The organism is Kitasatospora sp. NPDC088391 (assembly GCF_044753345.1).
Taxonomy (GTDB): Bacteria; Actinomycetota; Actinomycetes; order Streptomycetales; family Streptomycetaceae; genus Kitasatospora.
On record NZ_JBIVNB010000004.1, the window covers coordinates 117,749 to 138,197 of the forward strand.

A 20,449-nucleotide genomic window follows, 5' to 3' on the forward strand; every position below is an offset into this window, starting at 1 on the left:
GGACGGGCGCCCCGGACGGGCGCCTCGGGTGGTGCCGCCCGGAGTCGGGCGGCGCGGCTCACAGCCGCTGCAGGACGTCGTCGGCGCTGGTCAGCCGGGTGCCGGCCGGGACGCCGGTGAGCGGGGGCAGGTGCAGCCGCGGGTGGACGCTGACGCCGTACAGGTGCGTCCCGGCGGACACCACGGCGCCGTCGCCGATCGCCGTGCCCCCTTCCAGCACCACCTGCCCGTGGCGCTGCGAGCGCAGCTCGACCATCGGGCCGAGGTAGCTGTCCGCCACGCTCGCGTACGGGCCGACCACGGCGGACTCGCCGCAGGCCGAGCGGATCACGGTGGCGCCCTCGCGGATGTCCGCGCCGTCGCCGATGTCGCTGTGCTCGATCCGGACGCCGGGGCCGATCTCGACCGCCCGGCCGATCCGCACCCCCGGACCCAGCACGACCAGGCCGTCCTCGATCTTCTGGGCCAGCGTGGTGCCGGTCAGGTCGTCTTTGGTCTGCAGGCTGCTGGGGTGCACCCAGCGGCGGGTGGCGGGGTCGTCGGGCGGGCCGGAGACCTGCGCCATCAGGGCGTCCATCTGCGGGTAGGCGCCGGTCAGCACGTCCTGGAGGGTCGCCAGGTAGTCGGCGACGTTGCCGAGGTCGCCCAGCCGGGGCACGGTGTGCACGCCCACCGGGTGCCCGCGCTCGGCGAGCAGCGGCAGCAGGTCGCCGCCCCAGTCCAGGCGCTGGTGCGAGCGGCGCAGCAGTTCGGGCTCGCGGGCCAGCAGCCGGAGCCGCCCGCAGTCGACCAGGTACATCCCGGCGTTGGTGGGCAGGGTGGCCGCCGGGTCGTCCAGGGTCCGCGGGAAGAGCCGGCCGAGCCGGTCCCGGTCGGGCTTCTCCACGAAGCCGGTGACCAGTCCCCGCCCGTCCGTCTGCATCACGCCGTACTTGCCGGCGATCTCCGGCGCCGTCCGGGCCACCGCCGCGAGCGTCACCACCGCGCCCAGCCGCCGGTGGGTGGCGCCCAGCCGGTCGAGGTCGAAGTCGAAGAGCGAGTCGACGGGCAGCACCAGGGCCTCGCCCTGCAGGTCCCACTGCTCCAGGTTGTGCAGGGTCGCGCCGGCCGAGCCGACGTTGTAGCGGTCGAAGCGGGCCCGGGAGTAGTGGACCTCCACCCCGAAGCGCTCGCCGTGGCCGAGCAGCAGTTTGATCTGGTTGCGGTTCTCCAGGCCGTGCGAGACCACGTAGAACCGCCGGACGCCCTGCTTCACGCAGGACCTGACGATCCATTCGACCAGTCGCTGGCCGACCAGCGGGATCAGCGCCTTGCTGCGGATGTAGTCGGCGGAGGCCAGGGTGATCGGCTTGGCCCGTTCACCGCGTCCCCCCGCCAGGATGATGCCGACCGTCGCGCGGTGGCTTCCGCTCACCACAACCCCCTTCGTCACGCCCGGTGGCTCGGCGGACGGGCGGGGGAGCACCCGGTGCATCGGTCCGGCCCCCGCCCGGCTCACCACCCACAGTCGTGGATGACCCGAGCCGGGGAGGAGGTGCACCGGCCACACTGTTGCCGCGGCGGGTGGTGGTCCGACCACCGCCCGCCCGGTGCCGGGGCCACCACCGCCCGGTGCCCGGACGGGGGTGCCGGGGTGCGGGGACGCCGGGGCGGCGGGGTGTCAGGGGCGCGGGCGGAGGGCCTGCCGGGTGCGGTGCAGGCGGAGCGCCAGGTGGATCTCCAGCGCCTTGACCGGCTCCTGCCAGTCCGGGCCGAGCAGTTGGCCGATCCGCTCCAGCCGGCGGGCCACCGTGTTCGGGTGGACGTGCAGGGCCTTGGCGGCCTGGGTCGGGCTGTTGCCGGCCACCAGGTACTCCTGGAGGGTGCGCAGCAGCTCCGTCCCCTGCTGCGCGTCGTAGTCGATCACCGGGCCGAGCGCCGCGTCGATGTAGCCGGGGATGTCGTGGTCGTCGGAGAGCAGCACGCCGAGGAAGCCGAGCTGCCGGACCGAGGCGGTCGAGCCGGCCGAGCCGAGCGCCGCCAGCACGTCCAGGCAGCGCCGGGCCTCGTGGTAGGCGCCGCGGACCGCCTCGGCCCCGGCGACCGGCCCCGCCACGCCGGTGGTCACCGGCTGTTCCAGCACCGAGCCCAGCTCGCGGGAGACCGTCTGCCCGGCGGTCTCCGCGTCGGAGCCCGGCAGCAGGAAGGCGAGGCAGCCGCCGTCCACGTACTTCAGGCCCGCCGTCCGGTGCGCGTAGGACGAGGCCCAGATCACCGCCCGCCCCGGCATCCGGGACTCCGGTCTCGCCACCACCACGACGTGCGGCCGGCCCAGGTCCAGCCCGACCCGCTGGGCCCGCTCGGCCAGCTGCTGGGCGGTCTGCCGGGGGTTCAGCAGGTCCTTGAACAGGTCCTCGCGGACCTGGCCCTCGGCCGCGGCGGCCCCGTGCTGCATCAGCATCTGGGTGGCGACCACCTGCGCCACCGGGGCCATCAGCTCGACCTGCTGCGCGGTGCTCGGCTCGACGGTGTGCAGGAAGAGCGTGCCGAGGATCTCCGGCCCGGCGCTGATCGGGTGCAGCCACAGGTCCTCGCCGGAGCTGATCGGACAGCGCCGGGTGTGCGCGTCCAACGACGCCTGGGCGAGCGTGGACTCGTCCAGGTCGGGGACCTCGCCGGCCAGCGCGAGGCTCCGGTTGGCGGGGTCGCGGACCTGCAGGGCGCCGCCCAGCTCCTCGGCGGCCGCGCTGACCAGGGCGTGCAGGCCGCGCCCGTGCAGCACCACGTCGATCAGCCGGTGCTGGGTCTCGCGCAGCTGCCGGTCGGTGGAGGAGGAGTCGACGGCGCGGGCCGCGAAGTTCTCCAGCTCGGTGACCTTGGCCTGGATCTGCTCCATCAGCTGGGTCTTCTCGATCGCCACGCTGGCCAGGTCGCCCAGCGAGGAGAGCAGCGTCACCTCCTCGGGGGCGAAGTGCCGCACCGCCCGGTCGGCCGCGTACAGCACGCCGATGGTGCCGGACATCCCGCGCAGCGGGATGGCGACCAGGGCGCGCAGCCCCTCGGCCCGGACCACGTCGTCGATCTGGGTGGAGTGGGTGAAGCGCTGGTCCTCCAGGTAGTCGGGGGACCAGAACGGCGCCGAGCGCGAGGTGGCCTCGTTCCCGACCCCGCCGAGCCGCGGCACCAGGAAGCCCACGGTGATCGCCGAGGCGTGGCCGTCGGCGGCGCGGACCACGGACGGGCCCTCGTCCTGATGGAACGTCACCCAGGACATGCTGACGTCGAGCAGCAGCCGGGCCCGACGGGTGATCACGCCGAGCAGGACGTCCAGCTCGTAGGGGAGCGCCAGCTCCCGGGCGGTGTCGACCAGCGCGGCCAGCCCCGCCTCGCGGCGGCGCCGGGACGGCGGCGGCGGACCGCCCCCCGCCTCATGGCCCCCATCCGTCCACAGCATGTTCCGAGGCACGTGCGCCACCCCCTGAACTCCGAAACTCCGAAGCGACCGGGAAAGCGCGATCAGCGGCGCATGTGACGCATGTCACCCCCGGACGAACTGTCAAAACTCCAGCACAGAACGTTCACCAGTGGTTTGCCCACCGTGACCCGCGGCGCAGGTGTGACCTGACCACCTTCTGAGCCCCTCCCGCCCTGTGTGAGGGTGGCCGAATCGTAGCAAGGACCGATCAATTCTAGCTCGACCGGACAGGGGGAGAAGATGGTCGTGCAGGTCGCAAGGGTTCCTGAACTCCGAAGCTATGAACGATCGTTGGAGCGGAGCAGATGTTCGCTCAGCCGGCCGGACCGGCCGGACCGGTTCACCCTCGGCGGGCGGGAGTGGGACCTCCTGGACGGTGTGTTCGCCCCCGTCTACTCGCCCTCCACCGAGACCGCGCTCGACCTCCTCGGCCTGACCGGGGAGCGGGCGGGGCCTTGGCCCGGCTCCTTCCTGGAGATCGGCGCCGGCACCGGCGTGGTGGCGGTCACCGCCGCCCTGGCCGGCTGCCGGCGGGTGGTGGCCTCCGACGTCAACCCCGCCGCCGTGCGCAACGCCGAACTCAACATCGCCCGCCACCGGGTCGGCCGCCGGGCCCGCGCCGTGCACGGCGACATGTTCGCCGGACTCACCCCCGGCGAGCGCTTCGACACCGTCTTCTGGAGCTCCAACTACGTCCTGGCGCCCGACTGGTACGCCTACCGCGACCTGCACGAGGCGGCCTACGTGGACGTCGGCTACCGGGCCCACCGGGCCTTCGTCGAGGGCGCGCACCACTGGCTCGCCGACGGCGGCTCCGTGCTGCTGCACTTCAGCAGCCGCGGCGACCTGGACGCCCTGCGCCGGATCGCCGCCGACACCGGCCGGACCCTGCGCACCCGGCGCTCCGTCCACGTCCCGGAGAACGTCTACGGCGACATGACCGTCGAGCACCTGCTGCTGGAGATCGTCGCCGACTGACCCCGGGGGGGACCCGTTCCATGCACACCCGCACCCTGCTCGTCGACAACTACGACTCGTTCACGCACAACCTGTTCCACCTGCTCGCCGACGTCTGCGGCACCGAACCCGAGGTGATCCGCAACGACGAGCCCGGCTGGCGGCCCGCCCTGCTGCGGGACTTCGACGCGGTCGTGCTGTCGCCCGGCCCCGGCACCCCGTGCCGGGCCGCCGACCTCGGGCACGGCGCCGACCTCGCCCGGCACTGCGACCTGCCGCTGCTCGGCATCTGCCTGGGCCACCAGGGCATCGGCCACGCCCACGGCGCCACCGTCGACCGGGCCCCCGAGCCCGTGCACGGCCGCACCGCCGAGGTGCACCACCACGGCCGGGACCTCTTCGCCGGACTGCCCACGCCGTTCCGGGCGGTCCGCTACCACTCGCTGGCCGTCACCGGCCTCCCGCCGCACCTGCGGGCCACCGCCTGGACCGCCGACGGCGTGCTGATGGGCCTGCGGCACCGGGACCGGCCGGTGTGGGGCGTGCAGTTCCACCCGGAGTCGGTCTGCACCGAGTACGGGCGCGAACTGCTCGGCAACTTCGTCCGGTTGGCGCGCAGCGAGGACCCCCGGCGCGTCCCCGGGCACATCCCCCGGCAGCGGACGGCCGCCCCCCGCCCGCCGTCCGGGCCGCCCGCGGGGCACTCCGCGGGGGAGCCTGCGGGGGAGCCCGCCGCCCCCGACCGCCGGCTGCGGGTGCTGCACCGGCGCGTCCCGCGGCGCTGGGACGCCGAGGCCGCCTACGACCTGCTCTTCCGCGGCCTCGACCACTCCTTCTGGCTCGACAGCAGCCGGCCCGGCGGCGAGTTCGGCCGCTTCTCGGTGCTCGGCAGCGCCGACGGCCCGCTCGGCCGGATCGCCCGCGCCGACGTCGCCGCGGGCACCGTCACCGTCACCGGCGCGGGCGCCACCGAGGTGCTGACCACCCCCTTCCTGGACTGGATCGACGCCGACCTGCGCGCCCGGCAGGTCGAACTCCCGGACCTGCCGGGCGACTTCGCCCTCGGCTGGGTCGGCTGGCTCGGCTACGAACTCAAGGCCCAGTGCGGCGGCGAGGCCCCGCACCGCGCCGAGGACCCCGACGCCGCCATGGTCTTCGCCGACCGCGCCGTCCTGATCGACCACCTCGGCGGCGACGCCCACCTGCTCGCCCTCGGCGCGGACCGGGCCACCGACCGGCAGGCCCGGGTCTGGCTCGACGACACCGCCCGCCGCCTCGAACAACTCGCCGGACAGCCGCCCGCCCCGGCCCCGGCCCCGGCCCCGCCCGTCCCGGCCCCGGCCGCACCGGTCCGGCTGCGCCACGACCGCGACCACTACCTGCGGCTGGTCCGCGCCTGCCAGGAGGAGATCGCCGCCGGGGAGACCTACGAGGTCTGCCTCACCAACATGGCCGAGGCGGAGGGCGAGTTCGACGCCTGGCAGAGCTACCGCCTGCTGCGCCGCGCCCACCCCGCCCCGTTCGCCGCCCTGCTCCAGTTCGACCGGACGGCGGTGCTCAGCACCTCGCCCGAACGCTTCCTGCGGGTCGACCGCGGCGGCCTCGCCGAGTCCCGCCCGATCAAGGGCACCCGGCCGCGCGGCGGCTCGCCCGAGCACGACGACGCGCTGCGCGACGAACTCGCGCACGACCCCAAGGACCGGGCCGAGAACCTGATGATCGTCGACCTGGTCCGCAACGACCTCGGCCGGTGCGCCCGGCCCGGCAGCGTCCGGGTGCCGCGCCTGTTCGAGGTGGAGCGGCACGCCTCGGTGCACCAGCTGGTCAGCACCGTCCGGGCCCAACTCGCCCCGGGCCGCAGCGCGGTGGACTGCGTCCGGGCCGCCTTCCCCGGCGGCTCCATGACGGGCGCCCCCAAGATCCGCACCATGCGCCTGATCGACCGCCTGGAGGAGGGCCCGCGTGGCGTCTACTCCGGCGCCCTCGGCTACTTCTCGCTCTCCGGCGCCGCCGACTTCAGCATCGTCATCCGCACCGCCGTGATCACCCCCGGCCGCCTCCGCTACGGCACCGGCGGCGCCGTCACCGCCCTCTCCGACCCGGCCGCCGAGTTCGAGGAGACCATGGTCAAGTCCGCCCCCCTGCACACCCTCCTCGGCACCCCGCTCCCGGAGGCCGTCCGATAAGGTCCGTGCCCGCAGTACTGACCGACCGGCCGCGGAGGTGCACCCCTCTCCGCGGCCGGTCGCGGCCGTGCCGGGGGCTTCAGAGGCGGGCCTCCAGGGCGGTGCCGAGTTCGGAGAGGTCGACGCCGTGGGTCTGGAGGGTGTCGGCGGTGCGGGCGGCCTGTTCGTGGGTGCCGAGGAGGGTGTCGCCGCAGAGCTGGACCTCGCGGGCGGCGGTCTCCAGGGTGGCGAGGGAGACGGCGAGGACGGTGTTGCCGCCGACCAGGGCGCCGAGGTGGCGGGGGCGGGTGCGGGTCCAGGCGAGCAGGGGGAGCGGGGCGTCCGCGCTGCGCAGGACCCGCCACCAGTGGCTGGAGAGGGCCAGTTCGCGTTCCCGGTAGGCGAGTCGGGCGACGGTGGCGCCCGCCTGGTGCCGCAGCGGGGCGGAGGGGGGCGCGGGGTGGCGGTCCAGCAGCGCGTCGGCGGTGTCGTCGAGCAGGCCCACCGGGACGGAGGCGGTGAAGGCGAGCCGGGCCAGGCCCACGCCGTTGGCCAGGGCCTGTTCCATGCCGGCGAGGTAGGAGGTCAGCACCCGCGCGTACTGCCCGGCGGAGTACACGTCGGCGATGTGCACGGCGATGCCCAGGCCGAGGCAGGCCGAGAGGGCCTCCAGTCCGGCGGGGGTGGCGGGCAGCCGGACCAGCAGGTTGGGGCGCTCCACCTCCCGCACGACGGCGCGGGCCGCGGCCACCAGTCCGGCGCTGTCGTGCGCGGCCCACGGCGCCAGCCCGACCGAGGTGCGGCCCATCAGCCCGCCGGTCTCCTCGAAGGCCGGCCGCAGCGCGTCGCAGACCGCCCGGATCGTCGGCAGGGTGGTTTCCGGTGAGGCGACGAAACCGCTGAAGCCAGGGGGGGAGTCGAGGCGGGACTCCATCAGGACCTGAACCGGGTCCACCTGCGCATCCGGTTCGTCGAGCCACAGTGAGACGCCTTCGGCGCAGAGTTGGGCGAGGAAGGAGGCGGCAGTAGAACTCACCATGATTCAGCAGATTATGTTATGCGGAGGAGGGCTGACCAGATCATGGGGCCTGCTTTGTCAGGTCGTGAATCCCGGGCTGTTCCGGCCGCAGCCACAGCGCGGCCAGCGGCGGCACCGTCAACTCGGCGGAGGCCGGGAACCCGTGGCCGGGCAGCGGCTCCGCGACCACCCGGCCCGCGTTGCCGACGCCGCTGCCGCCGTACGCCGCCGCGTCGGTGTTCAGCACCTCGGCCCAGCCCCCGGCCCGGGGCAGGCCCAGCCGCACCCGGGCGGGCGCCGGACGGAAGTTGAACACGCAGACCACCGGCGTCCCGTCGCCGTCCAGCCGGACGAAGGAGTAGCGGTTCTCGTCGGCCCGGTCCGCCTCGATCCACCGGAAGCCGTCCGGGTGGTGGTCCAGCCGCCACAGCGCGGGCAGGTCGGACGCGGCCAGGTTGAGGTCCCGCACCAGGTCGAGGACGCCGCGGTGGGACGGGTCGCCGAGCGCCCGCCAGTCCGGGCCGAGGTCGTGCGACCACTCGCTCTCCTGGCCGAACTCCTGCCCCATGAAGAGCAGTTGGCGCCCCGGCCAGGCCCACATCAGGGCCAGGTAGGCCCGCAGGTTGGCGAACCGCTGCCAGCGGTCGCCCGGCATCCGGCCCAGCAGCGACCCCTTGCCGTGCACCACCTCGTCGTGGCTGACCGGCAGCAGGAACCGCTCCGCGTAGGCGTACAGCATCGGGAAGGTCAGCGCCCGGTGGTGGTGCCGGCGGTGCACCGGGTCGGTGCCGATGTAGCCGAGCGAGTCGTGCATCCAGCCCATGTTCCACTTCAGCCCGAACCCCAGCCCGCCGCGCTCCGGCTCCCGGGTCACGCCCTCCCAGGCCGTCGACTCCTCCGCGATCGTCACCACGCCGGGGCAGCGCCGCCGCACCGTCGCGTTCAACTCCTGGAGGAAGGCGATCGCCTCCAGGTCCTCGCGCCCGCCGTACCGGTTCGGCGTCCAGCCGCCGGGCCCGCGCGAGTAGTCCCGGTAGAGCATCGAGGCCACCGCGTCGACCCGCAGCCCGTCGACGTGGAACTCCTCGCACCAGTACAGGGCGTTGGCGACCAGGAAGTTGCGCACCTCGGGCCGCCCGTGGTCGAAGACCAGGGTGCCCCAGTCGGGGTGCTCCCCGCGCCGCGGGTCCGCGTACTCGTACAGCGGCTCCCCGTCGAAGCGGGCCAGCGCCCAGTCGTCCCGGGGGAAGTGCGCGGGCACCCAGTCCAGCAGGACGCCCACCCCGGCCCGGTGCAGGCGGTCCACCAGGAAGCGGAAGTCGTCGGGGGAGCCCGGCGCCGCCATCGGCGCGTAGTAGGAGGTGGCCTGGTAGCCCCAGGAGCCCCCGAACGGGTGCTGGGCGACCGGCAGGAACTCGACGTGGGTGAACCCCAGCGACCGCGCGTACGCGGGCAGTTCCCCGGCCAGCTCGCGGTAGCCGAGCCCCGGCCGCCAGGACGGCAGGTGCACCTCGTAGACCCGCATCGGCCCGCTGCCGTCCGCGGCCGCCCGCCCCGCCAGCCAGGCGTCGTCGCCCCAGGCGTAGGACGAGGAGTGCACCACCGAGGCCGTCCCCGGCGCCGCCTCCGCGGCCCGGGCCAGCGGGTCGGCCTTGTCGAGCCACCGCCCGTCGGCCGTCCGCAGCCGGAACTTGTACCGGTCGCCGTGGCGGGCCCCGGGGACGAACAGCTCCCACAGGCCGCCGGACGCGGTCGGACGCATCGCCCACCGGGGGTCGGAGCCGTCCCAGCCGTTGAAGTCGCCGACCACCCGGACCTCCCGGCAGCGCGGCGCCCACACGGCGAACGAGACGCCGCGCACCGGCCGGCCGTCCCGCACCGTCCGGCGCTCGTGCGCGCCGAGGACGCGCCACAGCTCCTCGTGGCGCCCCTCCCCGATCAGGTGCAGGTCCAGCGCGCCGAGCGCACCCGGCTCCGCCCCCGCCCCGGCGCCCTCCGGCTCTCCGGTCTCCCCCTGCCCCACCACCACGGTCACGCCCCCCACCCTCACACCCGGCCCACCGCCGGGCGACCGACTCCCGCGCACTTCCTGAAGTCCCGTCCCGGCAGCGCCCCGTGACAGGATGTCGGGCATGGCGGAGTTTCGGGCCGGCCAGACCGGTCTGGTGGTGCAGGTGCCGGAGGCGGAGGCCGCCGTCGCGTGCCTGCGCGAGGAGTACGACCCGGGCGCCCGGGCGGGCGTGCCCGCCCACGTGACGCTGCACTTCCCGTTCCTCGACGCGGCCGCGGTGGACGGCCCGGTCCTGGCCGCGCTCCGCGCACTCTTCGCCGGCCACCGGGCCTTCGACGTCCGGTTCGCCGCCTGCGGACGGTTCCCCGGCCTCCTGTACCTCGCCCCCGACCCCGACGGGCCGCTGCGCGCCCTGATGGCCGCGCTCGCCGCCCGCTGGCCCGAAGTCCCGCCGTTCGGCGGGCGGTTCACCGAACTCGTCCCGCACCTGACGGTCGCCCACCACCCGGACCCCGCCCGACTGGACCTGATCGAGGCCGCCCTCGCCCCCCGCCTGCCCGTCACCACCCGGATCACCGCCGCCCACCTGCTCACCCACGACGGCACCCGCTGGCAGCGCGGCGCCTCGTTCCCGCTCCACCCCTGACCGCCCCCGACGGAGCCCGGGTGACGGGGCGTCGGCTTGACGTTTGACGTCCGGCTTCGAACAGGCGGCCCCGTTGATCACTCGTGCGGGTGTTTCCGGGGAGTCTTCTCCGACCCCCCGACCGGGCGGCGCGATGCACTGTTCGAACTGGCAGGCGCGGTGCTGTGCACCGACGGGCCGGTGAAGACCCTGGTGGATCCGGCGCCGGATCCACCAGGTGGGCAGAGTCCTGGCCACCGGTGAGGCGTACGCCCGGCCCGCCCACCACAAGAAGGGCACCAGACCGCGACGAACCGCTGCAAACGGTTAACCGCCGAGCTGAGCGACAGAGGCACGGCTCTGCTCAAGGTGGTACTCGACGGAACCGCACAGGCCCAGGGCGTCCTGCGGGTTGTCGGCCCGGCGGCTGAACCGACGGATGAGCAACACCGAGTCGAGGGTGACGCCTTCGCGGGCCAGCACGAACAGCAAGGTGAGCAGGGCGGCGCGGGCGTTGCCGTCGTCGAACGGGTGGAAGAAGCAAACGTCCAGATGTGCGCGGGCCGCCCTGGCGGCGAGCGAGAGCCGGCCGTCGGTGGCCTGTGCCAAGCAGGTGTCGAGGCGGGCGCGGGTGTCGGGGCCGATCCCGTAGCGCTCGGCACCGCCCTTGGCGAAGGCGGGGTGGGTGCGCAGCAGCGGCAGCCCAGGGGCGCCGAGTACGTGCTGCTGCCAGCCGCGCATCAGCTCGAAGTCGAGTGCGGCGCCCCGTGCGGCGTCGGCCCGTACCAGTTCGAGTGCGGCGAGCAAGCCCGCTCCGCGAGCGGCGTCCACGGCCGTGTCGAAGAAGCGGAACTCCTCGACCGCGCCGTCCCGGGCGGGCACCACCGGTCCGACGACCGCACTGGCCTCGTGTTCCGGCCACGGCACGGTCTCGCGCACCACCAACCAGCGCTCCAGGTGGTCCGGGAACTCGCCGGGCTCGGGCGACCAGCGGGTGTCCTCGGGCCGCAAGGGGCCGACGAGCCGCTCCGCGATGTCATCGGCCAGGACGGTGTCCGGCGCGGTCCAACTCTTGAACCGGCCCCCGACCGCCTGGCCCACCAGGTTCTTGGCCGTCTCCGGGGCGACACCCCAGTAGGTGAGGAACCAGCCCAGGACCTGCTCGCAGTGCCCGTGCCAGCCGCTTTCGGCACCCGTCCAGTCCGCCACCTGCAGGATCACGTTGCGGGCGGCGCTCTCCCACAGGACACGGTCGGCCGTCACGGTCTCCGGGTCCAGCGGGTAGGCCTCGAACCACTCCACGAGACGCTCCAGCCAGTCACGCCACTCGCACAGCGCCGCCGCGACCCGCTCGAGGGTCTGCTGCGGGGTGGCGATCGAGTGCGAGCCGCAACACCAGCTCCCGATCGGCCCTCCGTCGATGTCCCCCTCGCCGTGCGACCAGCGCCATCCTGCCGCCCACGGGTCGTAATGCTCGACCAGCGCATGCGTCATGGCGTCGGACCAGGGCCTGGCCACCTCGTGAGCCCAGTTGACCCTGGTCAGGTCGACGTCCGGGTCCGTCCGGGAGGGCACCCGCCTCGCCGGGCCGAGGGACTGGACCACCTGCGCCACCGCATCGGGGTCGAAGGGATGGCCGGCGGGATCGACATCGTCCCAGGACAGGTCCCCGGGGTAAGGCACTCTGGACACCCGGCCAGGGTGCACGGGGACCGGCGGTGCGGGCAACGGCATTTCCCCGGCCGACCGAACGAGGAATGCGACTCGGGCGCCGCTTGCGTTGCGCGGAGTCGTCCCCCGGCAAGGTCAGGGGTGGTACGTCATCTCCGGGAAGCGGGGGGAGGGTCCGTCGAGGAGGGGGGTGTCGCGGTGGCGGAGCCAGTGGTCGAAGAAGGCGGCGACGTAGGTGTGGAGGGCGGTCCCGGCGCGGGCGGGCGGGAGGTCGCCGAGGTCGGCGCGGAGGCGGTCGGTGGGGAGGGCGCCCTGGTGGGCGAGGGCGGGGAGGAGGGGTTCGGCGTCGGTGAGTGAGCCGTGCCGGGAGGCTTCCAGGGTGAAGTCGGCGCGCGGGCCGGTGCTGTGCTGCCACAGGGCGTCCCAGCCGGGCTGGACGCGGTGGCCGCCGGAGTCCTCGCTGCGGGTGCCGAGGAGGAGGAACGGCCGGTCGAGGCCGTCCTCGGCGACCTCGGAGAGGTGGACGCCGGTGCCGTCCGGGCCGGGGAAGTGGAGTTGGCCGTCGAGGTCGACGGCCGCGGCGATCCGCGGGTCGTCGTGCATCGCCTGGAGCGCGGTGAAGCCGCCCGCCGAGTGGCCGAGCATCCCGATCCGGGTCGGGTCGAGGACGGAGCCCAGGTGCTCCGGCAGGCCCGGCAGTCCGCCCAGGCCGGGGAGCCGGTCCAGGACCAGCCGGGTGTCGGCGACCCGGGCGGCCATCGCCGTCCGCAGCACCGCGCCGATGTCCAGGCCGGGCGACCCCAGCATGCCGGGCAGCACGGAGGTGGCCAACCGGCCGTCGGGGAAGGCGACTTCGGACGCCTCGTAGGTGTGGTCGACGGTGACCACCACGTAGCCGCGCGAGGCGAGGTCCTCGACCAGGGCGGTGCCCCAGGTCCGCGGGTCGCCGAGGCCCGCCGAGTACAGCAGGACGGGGCGCGGCGCGCCGGGCAGCGCGGGGGCGTCGGCGACGGCGTGGGTGCGGATGCCCGACCAGTCGGTGCTGCCGGGCGTCACCCCGTAGTTGAGCAGGGCGGTGCCGTCCGGGCCGCCGAAGTGCTCCCCCGCGGCGGGCGCCATGTACGGCGCGCGGCGGTCGGCGGGCCCCGGGGCGCGGGCGGCCGGGTACCAGAGGCTGATCATCAGCTCGCGCGACCGCCCCGCCACCCACGGGTCCGGCCGTCCCGGGTCGGCGAGCCGCAGCGAGGTGGTGCCGATCGGGTACGGCCCGCCCGGCTCGGGCAGCAGCGCCCGCGCCCGGTGCTGGTCGGGGGCCCGCTGCACGGCCTGCGCCCCCGGCGCGCAGATCGGCGCGAGCGCCGTCACCGCCGCCAGTGCGGCCGCCGCCACGATCCGTCCCCGTGTGCCCATCGTCGGTCCTCCTCGTCCACGCCGTCTCGAACGGCAGTACCGTACGGGGGCGAACGGGCGTTCCGCGTCATACTCGGGAGCCAATCGGCCGGGTGGTACCCGGGTATGACGCCCGTTCAGGTGGTGCGCGCCGGACGGGGCGTGCGGGTGTGGCGCGTGCGCCGGTCGCGCACCGGTGCGCCGGTGGTTCGGGCGGGGCGGTGGAGAGGATTCCCGTCACGCACGGCCCGCCGGGGAGCGGGCCGGACACCTCCGGGGAGAAGGGCGGCGCCGTGGCGAACGCGTTCCAGCGCATCAAGATGACCGAGATGTTCGAGGCCTTCGACGCCGACGGGAACGGCTACCTCGACCGGAGCGACTTCCGGGCGCTGGCCGACCGCTGGCACCGGCTGCCCCGGGTGGCGGGCGACCCGGGGCTGACCGCCCGGGTGGAGAGCCTGATGACGGGCTGGTGGGACCTGCTCTCGGCCGCCGCCGACGCCAACGGCGACGGGCGGGTCGACCTGGAGGAGCTGCTCGCCATGGTGGACCGGCTGCCGGAGCTGCGCGACACCGTCCTGGCCACCGCCGACACCGTCTTCGACGCGGTGGACGAGAACGGGGACGGGCAGATCTCCCGCACCGAGCACCGCCGCCTGGTCGACCTCTGGCACGGCCGCCCCACCGAGACCGGCGACGTCTTCGACCGGCTCGACCTGGACGGCGACGGCTACCTGAGCCGCCCCGAGTTCCGTGAGCTCTGGGCGCAGTTCTGGATGAGCGGCGACCCGGCGGAGCCCGGCAACCTGCTCTGCGGCCCGCTGCCGGTCGGCGGCTGACGCCGGGTCGGCGGTTGTCGGCAGGCCGGCGGAGGGTCAGTGGTCGTCGGCAGGCCGGCCGCCGCGGCGCAGCAGCAGCCACCCGGCGGAGGTGGCCGCCAGCGCCGCCATGCAGGCGGTGAAGACCAGCCCGGCGTGCGGCAGGCCGAGCGGGCCGTCCAGCAGGCCGACGCCGATCACCGGGATCGAGATCCCCAGGTAGCCGACCACGAACAGGGCGGAGAGCACCCCGCCCCGGTGGGTGGCGGGCGCGGCGGCGGCGACCAGCGTGACGGCGCCGCGCAGCCCCAGCCCCTGGCCCGCGCCGCCGACCAGGGCGGCCAGCAGCAGCGGGGCGAGGGTGCCGGTGGCGAGCGAGAGGGCGAGCAGGCCGAGGCCGCCGATCAGCACCAGGCAGCCCGTCGGGACCGCCCGCGCGGCGCCCAGCCGGGGCACCAGCAGCTGGCCGCCGGTGGAGGCGAGGAAGGCGGCGCAGACGATCAGCCCGACCAGGGCGTGGTCGTGCACGCCGAGGCTCCCGGCGAGGAAGGCCGGGGTGACCGAGGTGAACAGGCCGAGCAGCGAGAACCCGGCGAAGGCGGCGACCGCGGCGGGCCCGAACACCCCGCGCACCTGCGGCGGCAGGACGGGCCGGCGCGGCCGGGCGGTGCGGGCCGGCCGGGCGTCCGGCACGGTCTCCGGCAGGGCGCGGACGACCGCGAACGCGCCCGCCAGCAGGGCGAGGTGCACCAGGAAGGGCAGTCGCAGCGGCGCGGGGGCGTACTCGGCGAGCACGCCCGCCAGCAGCGGCCCGCAGCCGAGGCCGCCCATGTTGGCGGCGGTGGCGGCGAACGCGGCCCGGGCGGTCCGGCCCGGCGGGGCGAGCTCCAGCACGTACGCGGTGGCGGTGCCGGTGAACAGGCCCGCCGCGAACCCGGCCAGCAGCCGGCCCGCGAACAGCCAGGCCAGGCCCCGTTCGGCGAGGAACACCGCCGAACCGGCCGCCGCGCAGGCCAGCCCGCACAGCAGCACGGGCCGGCGGCCGACCGTGTCCGAGACCTGGCCGAACAGCAGCAGCACCCCGATCACGCCGAAGGCGTAGACCGCGAACACCACCGTCACCATCAGCTCGGAGAAGCCGAGCCGCTCCTGGTACAGCCCGTACAGCGGGGTGGGCAGGGTGGTGCCGGTCATGCAGGCGGCGAAGGCGGCCGCCGCCCCCAGGTAGGCACGGCGCGGTCGGTCGGTCATCCGTCCACGGTAGGTGCTCGGGTGCGGCGGCCGCAGCAGGGTGCGGTGACGGCCCGTCAGTCCTCGTCCGCCGTGGGGACCGCCGGGGCCGCCGGGGCCGTCGGGGTGCGGGCCGGCAGGCGGAGCAGGACCGCCGCGACGGCGGCCGCCAGCGCGCCCGCCAGCAGCGAGTGCTGCGCGTAGGAGGCGAACAGGGTGACCGGGCCGAGGGCGCGGGGCAGCAGCGGGAGCAGGGCGAGCAGTCCGACCAGGGCGGGGCGTCCGGTCCGGCGGAGGCCCAGGCCGGCGGCCAGCAGCATCGCCGCGTCGAGCACCAGGGTGTCGAGCAGGCCCGGGACCGCGCCGACCACCGCCGCGACGCCGAGGCCGCCCGCGACGGAGAGCGCGGCGGTGCGCCGGTCGGGCCGCTCGGTCAGGCTCAGCGGGGCCAGCCACAGGAACAGGCAGACCGCCAGCGGGCCGCCGAGGGTGCCGAGCAGGTGCGAGGCGCCCGCGCCGACCCAGCTGTGCGCGGACAGGACGGTGGCGGCCGCCGCCGCCCCGGCCGCGGCGGTGGCGAGCAGACGGGTGGCGGTGACCCGGCCGAGCAGCAGCGCGAGCAGTGCCAGGGCGGTCAGCGCCAGGCCCGCTCCGACCAGGCGGTCGCCGCCGGTGAGCAGCGGCCCGTCCGGGGGCAGCAACTGGTGTCCCAGGTCCCACCGCTGACGCAGCAGCAGGCCGGTGCCGCCGGCCAGGGCGACGGTCAGCACCAGCGGGGCGGCCCCGGCGGCGGCCCGGCCGGTCGGGCGGTCCGCGCCCAGGCCGAGGCGCAGGCGCAGGCCGTGGGCGGCGAGGTGGGCGGCCTCGGCCAGGACGCCCGCGCGCGGCCGGTCGGCCATCGAGGCCCGTGCGGCCTCGGCCAGTTCGGGCCCGTGCTGCCGGCGGTAGGGCGCCGGGTGGAGCCGGAGGGCCCACGCCAGCAGTCGTTCGTCGGTCATCCCGTCGCTCCCTGTGCTCGAGGGGCCTGCCGCATCCGGCGGCGGGCCTCCGTGGCCACGGCTTCCATCCGGCGGACCTCGGCGTCGAGGTCGGCCCGGCCCTGCTCGGTCAGGGCGTACACCCGGCGGGCCCGCCCGTCGACGACCTCCTCCCGCTCGACCCGGACCAGGCCCTGGGCGAGCAGGCGGTCGAGCGCGCCGTAGAGGGTGCCCGCGCGGAGGCGGACCCGGCCGTCGGAGATCCGGGTCACCTCGCCGAGCAGGGCGTACCCGTGCCGGGGCGCGTCCGCGAGGGCGGCCAGCAGCAGGAGGGTGGGCTCCCGCATCGGCTGGCTGTGGCTGCTGCGTTCACTCATGCACCCTGTATATACCGGCTGACTGACTATGGTCCAGGGGGATCGGCCCGGGAGGGGCGGGGGTTGACGGCGGATCAGGGTGCGCGGTGGGCCCCCGGGGTGCTGCGGGCGGATGTTCGGATGATCGGCCCGGAGTCGAACTCCCTTGCGGACAAAGGGGGTTGGCCGGAAATGACGTGTGCGACCGGCGGGGAGCGGTTTCGGACACCCCCGCCGGGGCGGCTGCCCGGCGGCCAGCACCGATGGCCGGAACGGGTCCGGCGGGCCGCCGGGGTGGCGCGAAAGCGCTCTTGCGGGGCGCGCGGGCGGGCCAGCAGCATGCACTCCCGGTGATCACGGTCGCACCGTCGGTCGCCCGCGGGCGGGCCCCGGCGCGGCGCGGTGCCCTCCGGCACCGGCGCCCCGGTCCGCCGACGCCCGCGTCCCCGTGGCCCAGCAGAAGAGGTAGCCGTGCGATCGAATCCCCAGGCGTCCCCGTCCCGCCGCAGACCCCGACCCGCCCGGGCCGCCGCCGGGGTGCTCGCGCTGGCCCTGGCCGGGTTCGGCGCCCCCGTGCTGGCCGCCGCCCCCGCGCACGCCGCCGGGACGGCCGCACCCCTCGCGTACGTGGCGAACGCCGGGCGGGGCACCGTGACGGTGGTCGACGCCGCCACCCGCCAGCAGGTCCGGCAGATCGCCGTCGGCGCGGACCCGGCCCGGCTGGCCGCCTCCGCCGACGGCCGCCGGATCTACGTCACCGACGGCGGCGGCGCGCCCGTCTCGGTGATCGGCGCCGACACCGGCACCGTCCTCGGCACCGTCGCCACCGGCGGCGCCACCCAGGCCGCGGCCGTCGCCCCCGACGGCGCGCACCTGTACGTCGGCGACCGGAACGGCGCCGGCCGGGTGTCGGTGGTCGACACCGCGACCCGGACCGTCACCGCGACCGTGCCGATCGGCGCCACCGCCGAGGACGCCGCGGTCTCGCCCGACGGCACCGAGCTGTACCTGACGCAGCCCCAGGGCGTCACCGTGGTCGACACCCGCACCAACACCGTGGCCGCGACCGTCGCCCTGCCCGGCTCGCCCCGGCAGGTCGCCTTCGCCCCCGACGGGCGGCACGCCTACGTCACCGAGTACGACACCGGCGTGGTCGCCGTCCTCGACACCGCGACCCGCACCGTCGGCCGCGAGATCCAGCTCTACGCGGGCGCGGTCGGCGTGGCCGTCGCCCCGGACGGCGCGCACGCCTACGCCACCTCCGAACTCGGCCCCACCATGGCCGGGTTCGACACCGCCACCGGCCAGGTCGGCCCGATCGTCGAGACCCCGGACAGCCCCGGCGCGCTCGCCCTCACCCCCGACGGCGCCCGGCTCTGGATCGCCAACCCGCAGAACGGCTACCTGACCGTGGTGGACGTCGCCACCGCCGCCGTCGTCGACCGGGTCCGCGCGGGCGACCGGCCGGTGGACGTGCTGGTGGCCGCGCCCGCCCCGCCGACCCCGCCCGCACAGGCCGACCTCGCCGTCGGACTGACGGCGGTGCCCGCGCCCGCGCTGCTCGGCGGCCGGATCGACTACACGCTGACCGTCACCAACCGCAGCGCCACCGCCACCGCCACCGCGACCGTCTCGGCCGCCGTCACCCCGAACACCGTCACCGCGACCGCACTGGCCGCGGGCTGCACCGCCGGGCCCGGCACCGTCGCCTGCGCCTTCCCGGCGATCGCCCCCGGCGCCACCGCGACCCGGACCTTCAGCCTCCCGCTCGGCCTGCTCGGCACCGCCTACAAGGTGACCGCCACCCGCACCGCCTCCAGCCCGGCCGACCCGGAGCCGTCCAACGACAGCGCGAGCCGCAGCTGCGCGGCGCTCACCGCACTGATCGTCAACTGCGCCTGACCGCGCCGGCGTCGACGCCCCGCCCCGGCCCCCGGGCCGGGGCGGTTGTCGGAGGCGTCCGGCATCCTCCGCGCATGGAGATGACCGTGCAGGTGACGATCGACTGCGCCGACCCGCAGCGCATGGCGGCCTTCTGGGCCGAGGCCCTCGGCTACGTCCCCGAGCCCGCGCCGGACGGCCACCCCACCTGGCGCGCCTACTGGACGTCCCTGGGCGTCCCGGCGGAGGAACTGCCGCCCGGGGCCGGCGACGTCCCCGAGTCGATCGTCGACCCCGCCGGGCGCGGACCGCGGGTCTGGTTCCAGCAGGTCCCGGAGCCGAAGACCGCCAAGAACCGCTGGCACTTCGACCTCAAGGCCGGCGGCGGCCGCGACGTCCCCCGCGACGTCCGCGTCCGCCGCGTCACGGCGGCGGTCGAACGACTGGTCGACGCCGGGGCCACCGTCCTGCGGATCAAGGACGACCCGGACACCGGCTGCTACGCCGCGGCGATGCGGGACCCCGAGGGCAACGAGTTCGACATCGTCTGACGGGGCGTCGGGCCGGGGCCGGGGGCTGTCCGCGCCCCGCCGGCCGTGGGAGGGTGAGGCCGTGGAGAAGGCGAATCGCGTGCTGACGGTGGACGTGCTCTCGGCACTGACGTACTGGCCCGGCGTCGTCGGGGGAGAGCGGGTCGACCCGCCGGACGTGGCGGCGGTGCTGTGCCCGTTCTTCGACGAGGTGCTGCGCGAACTGCCCTGGTGGAACCCCGACTGGCGGGTCACCCACGTCGAACCGGCCCGCCCGCACGAGGTCCGCAGCGACCATCGCGGCCACGCCGCGCGGTTCACCGAGGTGTCCGTGCCCGGAACGGTCGGCCCCGGTGGCGGTGCCGACCTGCCCTTCGTCGGGCAGGTCGGGTTCGCGGGCGACGAACTGATCGAGTTCCGGGCCAAGGTCGGGGACGCGGTCGTCGGCCCCGCCACCACTCCGGCGGGGCAGCACGAGCCGCACCCGTTCGGGCGGACCCTCCGGGGGCTGATGCGTCGGCGCGGCATCGTGGTCCTGGAGATGGCCCGTGGGGCCGCCCTGTCGCAGAGCACCGTCCGCGGTCTGGGCGGGGGCTGGCACAACCCGACGCCGATGCTCACGCGCGGTGTCGCCGAGGCCCTCGGGATGCCGGAGGAGGACGTCATGATCATCGCCGGGCTCGACCCCGGCGGCAGGTAGCGGCCGGCGTCGGGCCGGGCCCGGCTACTGCTCGTGCGGGAAGCGGGCGAGCGGGGCCGGTCCGGTGAAGAAGGTCTTGGCGCGGGCCAGGGCGCGGGTGTCGGCGAGGACCTGGCCCGGGGCGGTGCCGTTGCCGAGGAGGACGCCGCCGAAGTGCATCTTCAGGTACGCGGCCGAGTGGTGGAGGGTCAGTTCGAGCGGGCGGGCGAGTTCCTCCTCGGCGTGGGCCATCGCCGTGACGCCCCACAGGGTGCGGCCCGCCATGGTGGCGCGGAAGTCGTGCCCCGGGGTGCGCAGCCAGCGGGACCAGTGGTCCAGGTAGCGCTTGGTGGGGGTGGAGACCGAGTACCAGTACAGCGGCGAGGCGATCACCAGGTCGGTCGCGGCGAGCGTGGCGTCCAGCAGCAGGCGCTCGGCGCCCGGCGCGACCTCGGCGTCGCCCGAGCCGTGCCGCACGTCGGCGTAGTCCGGCAGGTCCAGTTCGGCCAGCCGCAGCCAGCGCTGCCCGACGTCGGACGGCAGCTGCTCGGCGGCGGCCCGGGCCAGCGCCTCGGTGTTGCCGCCGGTACGGGTGCTGCCGAGCAGGAAGAGGAAGGAGCGGTTCGTCATCTGGGCCTCCGGAGCTGGTCCTTGCACACCATGGGTACCTGCGTGTGCAAGGACCAAC

17 protein-coding genes are annotated in these 20,449 nt (G+C 75.7%); 7 read left to right on the forward strand and 10 right to left on the reverse strand.

Features of this window, described 5'->3' with window-relative positions; all coding sequences use genetic code 11:
- Positions 1-58: 58 nt before the first annotated feature.
- A complete protein-coding gene (locus tag ACIQBJ_RS13590; RefSeq protein ID WP_400708379.1) occupies positions 59-1,414 on the reverse strand; it encodes a sugar phosphate nucleotidyltransferase in 1,356 nt (451 codons plus the stop codon).
- A 246-nt stretch (positions 1,415-1,660) separates the two neighbouring features.
- Positions 1,661-3,433, reverse strand: a complete 1,773-nt coding sequence (locus tag ACIQBJ_RS13595) for a helix-turn-helix domain-containing protein (protein WP_400708381.1) — start codon at positions 3,431-3,433, stop codon at positions 1,661-1,663.
- 312 nt (positions 3,434-3,745) lie between these two features.
- Here ACIQBJ_RS13595 and ACIQBJ_RS13600 point away from each other — a divergent pair, with 312 nt between their 5' ends.
- On the forward strand, positions 3,746-4,432 hold the full coding sequence (locus ACIQBJ_RS13600) for a methyltransferase domain-containing protein (RefSeq protein WP_400708383.1): 687 nt from the start codon (positions 3,746-3,748) through the stop codon (positions 4,430-4,432).
- A gap of 20 nt (positions 4,433-4,452) precedes the next feature.
- Positions 4,453-6,597 carry an aminodeoxychorismate synthase component I gene (pabB, locus tag ACIQBJ_RS13605; RefSeq protein ID WP_400708385.1) on the forward strand — a complete coding sequence of 715 codons (2,145 nt, stop codon included), beginning with the start codon at positions 4,453-4,455 and terminating at the stop codon, positions 6,595-6,597.
- Positions 6,598-6,676: 79 nt separating this feature from the next.
- Here the strand turns inward: pabB and ACIQBJ_RS13610 are convergent, their stop codons facing one another.
- Both ACIQBJ_RS13610 and glgB read right to left on the reverse strand, forming a co-directional pair.
- A complete protein-coding gene (locus tag ACIQBJ_RS13610) occupies positions 6,677-7,615 on the reverse strand; it encodes a transaldolase family protein (protein ID WP_400708387.1) in 939 nt (312 codons plus the stop codon).
- Positions 7,616-7,655: 40 nt separating this feature from the next.
- A complete protein-coding gene (glgB, locus tag ACIQBJ_RS13615; protein ID WP_400708389.1) occupies positions 7,656-9,629 on the reverse strand; it encodes a 1,4-alpha-glucan branching protein GlgB in 1,974 nt (657 codons plus the stop codon).
- Between the two features lie 97 nt (positions 9,630-9,726).
- On the opposite strand from glgB, the gene ACIQBJ_RS13620 reads away from it, so the two are divergent.
- Entirely contained in the window at positions 9,727-10,251 is a 525-nt protein-coding gene (locus tag ACIQBJ_RS13620) for a 2'-5' RNA ligase family protein (RefSeq protein ID WP_400708391.1), read from the forward strand.
- Positions 10,252-10,557: 306 nt separating this feature from the next.
- Here the strand turns inward: ACIQBJ_RS13620 and ACIQBJ_RS13625 are convergent, their stop codons facing one another.
- Together ACIQBJ_RS13625 and ACIQBJ_RS13630 are read right to left on the reverse strand one after the other, a co-directional pair.
- Entirely contained in the window at positions 10,558-11,922 is a 1,365-nt protein-coding gene (locus ACIQBJ_RS13625; RefSeq protein WP_400708393.1) for a Fic family protein, read from the reverse strand.
- Positions 11,923-12,036: 114 nt separating this feature from the next.
- Positions 12,037-13,311, reverse strand: coding sequence for an esterase (locus ACIQBJ_RS13630; RefSeq protein WP_400708395.1), 1,275 nt, complete (start codon positions 13,309-13,311; stop codon positions 12,037-12,039).
- Positions 13,312-13,583: 272 nt separating this feature from the next.
- Between ACIQBJ_RS13630 and ACIQBJ_RS13635 the strand changes: the two genes are divergently transcribed.
- Positions 13,584-14,129, forward strand: coding sequence for an EF-hand domain-containing protein (locus ACIQBJ_RS13635; protein ID WP_400708397.1), 546 nt, complete (start codon positions 13,584-13,586; stop codon positions 14,127-14,129).
- A 36-nt stretch (positions 14,130-14,165) separates the two neighbouring features.
- Here the strand turns inward: ACIQBJ_RS13635 and ACIQBJ_RS13640 are convergent, their stop codons facing one another.
- Genes ACIQBJ_RS13640 through ACIQBJ_RS13650 form a run of 3 tightly spaced genes read right to left on the reverse strand, consistent with a single transcriptional unit; the run spans position 14,166 to position 16,692 of the window.
- The gene (locus ACIQBJ_RS13640; protein ID WP_400708399.1) at positions 14,166-15,359 is read right to left on the reverse strand and encodes an MFS transporter; all 1,194 of its coding nucleotides are present in this window, start codon (positions 15,357-15,359) and stop codon (positions 14,166-14,168) included.
- Between the two features lie 56 nt (positions 15,360-15,415).
- Entirely contained in the window at positions 15,416-16,336 is a 921-nt protein-coding gene (locus ACIQBJ_RS13645; RefSeq protein ID WP_400708401.1) for a hypothetical protein, read from the reverse strand.
- On the reverse strand, positions 16,333-16,692 hold the full coding sequence (locus tag ACIQBJ_RS13650; protein WP_400708403.1) for a PadR family transcriptional regulator: 360 nt from the start codon (positions 16,690-16,692) through the stop codon (positions 16,333-16,335). Before ACIQBJ_RS13650 ends, ACIQBJ_RS13645 begins: the two co-directional genes overlap by 4 nt.
- 450 nt (positions 16,693-17,142) lie before the next feature.
- On the opposite strand from ACIQBJ_RS13650, the gene ACIQBJ_RS13655 reads away from it, so the two are divergent.
- From ACIQBJ_RS13655 to ACIQBJ_RS13665, 3 genes are all read left to right on the forward strand, one after another.
- A complete protein-coding gene (locus ACIQBJ_RS13655; protein WP_400708405.1) occupies positions 17,143-18,573 on the forward strand; it encodes a cell surface protein in 1,431 nt (476 codons plus the stop codon).
- A gap of 74 nt (positions 18,574-18,647) precedes the next feature.
- A complete protein-coding gene (locus ACIQBJ_RS13660; protein ID WP_400708407.1) occupies positions 18,648-19,103 on the forward strand; it encodes a VOC family protein in 456 nt (151 codons plus the stop codon).
- Between the two features lie 61 nt (positions 19,104-19,164).
- Positions 19,165-19,782, forward strand: coding sequence for an XRE family transcriptional regulator (locus tag ACIQBJ_RS13665; RefSeq protein ID WP_400708409.1), 618 nt, complete (start codon positions 19,165-19,167; stop codon positions 19,780-19,782).
- A 24-nt stretch (positions 19,783-19,806) separates the two neighbouring features.
- On the opposite strand, the gene ACIQBJ_RS13670 is transcribed toward ACIQBJ_RS13665, so the two are convergent.
- Positions 19,807-20,391 carry a flavodoxin family protein gene (locus ACIQBJ_RS13670; protein WP_400708411.1) on the reverse strand — a complete coding sequence of 195 codons (585 nt, stop codon included), beginning with the start codon at positions 20,389-20,391 and terminating at the stop codon, positions 19,807-19,809.
- Positions 20,392-20,449: the final 58 nt, after the last annotated feature.

What these genes read in the sequence shown, in the direction of transcription:
- ACIQBJ_RS13595 (WP_400708381.1), bottom strand. Translation starts at nt 3,433, where the DNA reads ATGCTGTGGACGGATGGGGGCCATGAGGCGGGGGGCGGTCCGCCGCCG.
- pabB (WP_400708385.1), top strand. Translation starts at nt 4,453, where the DNA reads ATGCACACCCGCACCCTGCTCGTCGACAACTACGACTCGTTCACGCAC.
- ACIQBJ_RS13610 (WP_400708387.1), bottom strand. Translation starts at nt 7,615, where the DNA reads ATGGTGAGTTCTACTGCCGCCTCCTTCCTCGCCCAACTCTGCGCCGAA.
- ACIQBJ_RS13620 (WP_400708391.1), top strand. Translation starts at nt 9,727, where the DNA reads ATGGCGGAGTTTCGGGCCGGCCAGACCGGTCTGGTGGTGCAGGTGCCG.
- ACIQBJ_RS13630 (WP_400708395.1), bottom strand. Translation starts at nt 13,311, where the DNA reads ATGGGCACACGGGGACGGATCGTGGCGGCGGCCGCACTGGCGGCGGTG.
- ACIQBJ_RS13640 (WP_400708399.1), bottom strand. Translation starts at nt 15,359, where the DNA reads ATGACCGACCGACCGCGCCGTGCCTACCTGGGGGCGGCGGCCGCCTTC.
- ACIQBJ_RS13645 (WP_400708401.1), bottom strand. Translation starts at nt 16,336, where the DNA reads ATGACCGACGAACGACTGCTGGCGTGGGCCCTCCGGCTCCACCCGGCG.
- ACIQBJ_RS13650 (WP_400708403.1), bottom strand. Translation starts at nt 16,692, where the DNA reads ATGAGTGAACGCAGCAGCCACAGCCAGCCGATGCGGGAGCCCACCCTC.
- ACIQBJ_RS13660 (WP_400708407.1), top strand. Translation starts at nt 18,648, where the DNA reads ATGGAGATGACCGTGCAGGTGACGATCGACTGCGCCGACCCGCAGCGC.
- ACIQBJ_RS13670 (WP_400708411.1), bottom strand. Translation starts at nt 20,391, where the DNA reads ATGACGAACCGCTCCTTCCTCTTCCTGCTCGGCAGCACCCGTACCGGC.